A 2,937-nucleotide genomic window follows, 5' to 3' on the forward strand; every position below is an offset into this window, starting at 1 on the left:
GGGGTTGCATCAGCCTCACCTCAGTCACGATTCCTAATTCTGTGACAAGTATTAGAATTTGTGCTTTCTTGGGTTGCAGCAGCCTCACCTCCGTCACTATTCCTAATTCCGTGACAAGTATTGGAGAGAGAGCTTTCTTTTATTGCAGCAGCCTCACCTCCGTCACGATTCCTAATTCCGTGACAAGTATTGGAGAGAGAGCTTTCTTTTATTGCAGCAGCCTCACCTCAGTTACGATTCCTAATTCTGTGACAAGTATTGGAAATGAGGCTTTCTATGGTTGCAGCAGCCTTACCTCCGTCACGATTCCTAATTCTGTGACAAGTATTGGAGAGAGAGCTTTCGCTTATTGCAGCATCACACATCTAATTATTGTAAATGATATGTTTGTCTTTTTTTCTCCAAAGGGATATGAAGGTCATTATTCTATACCTGAAAATATATCAACAATAATTGGAGGAGCTTTCGAAGGTTGCAGCGGCCTCACCTCCGTCACGATTCCTAATTCTGTGACAAGTATTGGAGATGCGGCTTTCTCTCGATGCAGCAGCCTCACCTCCGTCACGATTCCTAATTCTGTGACAAGTATTGGAGATTTTGCTTTCTATGAATGCAGCAGCCTCACCTCCGTCACGATTCCTAATTCTGTGACAAGTATTGGAAAATGGGCTTTCGAATACTGTAGAAATATAGAAAACGTCTATTGTTACGCAGAGGAAGTTCCATCAACCATTTATACTGCTTTCGATGATTCAAATATCGAAAATGCTACACTTCACGTCCCTGCATCTGCAATCGAGGCTTATAAAACAACAAAACCATGGAGCTCCTTTGGAACTATTAAAGCTATCGAAGACTCCAATGGTATTGAATCAGTAAAAGAGCGTGGCATTGACATCCAGTCGGTCGGGGGCTTCATCAACATCTCCGGTCTTGACAACAACGAGACAGTCAGCTTCTATGCTCTTGACGGAAAGGCTCTCGGCACTGCAAAATCAATAGATGGCAACGTTTCGTTCTCTGCCAAGCAAGGCACCATCGTAGTAGCCAGGATTGGTAAGGAGAGTGTAAAAATCGCAGTGAAATAACAACGCATGGATACCATAAGTTCCCATCAGACAGCCCGGGCTCTGCAAGTCCAGCATGATTACTGTGTCAACAAAAACAGGATGCTTTTACGGCATGTATCTATTGATTCAGTATGCATTTTGCAAAGCTTTCTACGGTTTCAGTTAATGAAGGGAAAAAGTGTCTAGTGAAATCAGGAAAAGACATATTGGTCAAGTGAGTTAAATATTAAATTAAATTATTATTGAAATTATGAAAAAAAGATTTACTGCATGTTTGACAACGCTCATTCTTAGCGTGTTTTTCTCAATTTCTGCATCTGCAGATGTTGTTGAGGTGGATGGAATTTACTATGACATTTCTGAAAACAACGCCACAGTAACGTCCGGCGGCGTACAATATTCAGGTGACATAGTGATTCCCGAATCTATTACTTTTGAAAATTCAATATATTCTGTGACAAGTATTGGATGGGCAGCTTTCTCTGGTTGCGAGAGCCTCACCTCCGTCACGATTCCTAATTCTGTGACAAGTATTGGATATATGGCTTTCTCTTTTTGCAGCAGCCTCACCTCAGTCACGATTCCTAATTCTGTGACAAGTATTGGAGAGAGTGCTTTCGTTGGGTGCAGTGGCCTCACACATCCAATTATTGTAAATGATATGTTTGTCTTTTTACCAGCGGGATATGAAGGTCATTATTCTATACCTGAAAATATATCAACAATAATTGGAGGAGCTTTCGATTCTTGCAGCAGCCTCACCTCCGTCACGATTCCTAATTCCGTGACAAGTATTGGAAATCGTGCTTTCCAATCTTGCAGCAGCCTCACCTCCGTCACGATTCCTAATTCTGTGACAAGTATTGGAGATAATGCTTTCTTGGGTTGCAGCAGCCTCACACATCCAATTATTGTAAATGATATGTTTGTCTTTTTACCAAAGGGATATGAAGGTCATTATTCTATACCTGAAAATATATCAACAATAATTGGAGGAGCTTTCGATTCTTGCAGCAGCTTGACATCAATCACGATTCCTAATTCTGTGACAAGTATTGGAGATTATGCTTTCTCGGATTGCAGCAGCCTCACCTCCGTCACGATTCCTAATTCTGTGACAAGTATTGGAAATGGGGCTTTCTGGGGTTGCATCAGCCTCACCTCAGTCACGATTCCTAATTCTGTGACAAGTATTAGAATTTGTGCTTTCTTGGGTTGCAGCAGCCTCACCTCCGTCACTATTCCTAATTCCGTGACAAGTATTGGAGATGGTGTTTTCTACTATTGCAGCAGCCTCACCTCCGTCACTATTCCTAATTCGGTGACAAGTATTGGAAATGAGGCTTTCTACTATTGCGAGAGCCTCACCTCAGTCACGATTCCTAATTCTGTGACAAGTATTGGAGGTGAGGCTTTCGCTCAATGTATAAATATAGAAAACGTCTATTGTTACGCAGAAGAAGTTCCATGGACCGGTTATTCTGTTTTCTATGATAATATCGAAAATGCTACACTTCACGTCCCTGCATCTGCAATCGAGGCTTATAAAACAACAGCTCCTTGGAGCGACTTTGGAACTATTAAAGCTATCGAAGACGCCGATGGTATTGAATCAGCAAAAGAGCGTGGCATCGCCATCCAGTCGGCAGGAGGTTTCATCACCATCTCCGGTCTCGACAACAACGAGACAGTCAGCTTCTATGCTCTTGACGGAAAGGCTCTCGGCACTGCAAAATCAACAGATGGCAACGTTTCGTTCTCTGCCAAGCAAGGCACCATCGTAGTAGCCAGGATTGGTAAGGAGAGTGTAAAAATAGCAGTGAAATAACAACGCATGGATACCATAAGTTCCCATCAGACAGCAATG

The 2,937-nt window shown here is 42.4% G+C and carries 2 protein-coding genes; both read left to right on the forward strand.

The window, feature by feature from the left end:
- On the forward strand, nucleotides 1-1,088 hold a 1,088-nt coding region (locus CIK98_RS11965; protein ID WP_141210531.1), incomplete at its 5' end, for a leucine-rich repeat domain-containing protein.
- A gap of 232 nt (nucleotides 1,089-1,320) precedes the next feature.
- On the forward strand, nucleotides 1,321-2,898 hold the full coding sequence (locus CIK98_RS11970) for a leucine-rich repeat domain-containing protein (protein WP_094384530.1): 1,578 nt from the start codon (nucleotides 1,321-1,323) through the stop codon (nucleotides 2,896-2,898).
- The last annotated feature ends 39 nt before the right edge of the window (nucleotides 2,899-2,937 follow it).

The sequence above is a fragment of the Prevotella sp. P2-180 genome (assembly GCF_002251435.1).
In the GTDB taxonomy this organism is placed as follows: domain Bacteria; phylum Bacteroidota; class Bacteroidia; order Bacteroidales; family Bacteroidaceae; genus Prevotella.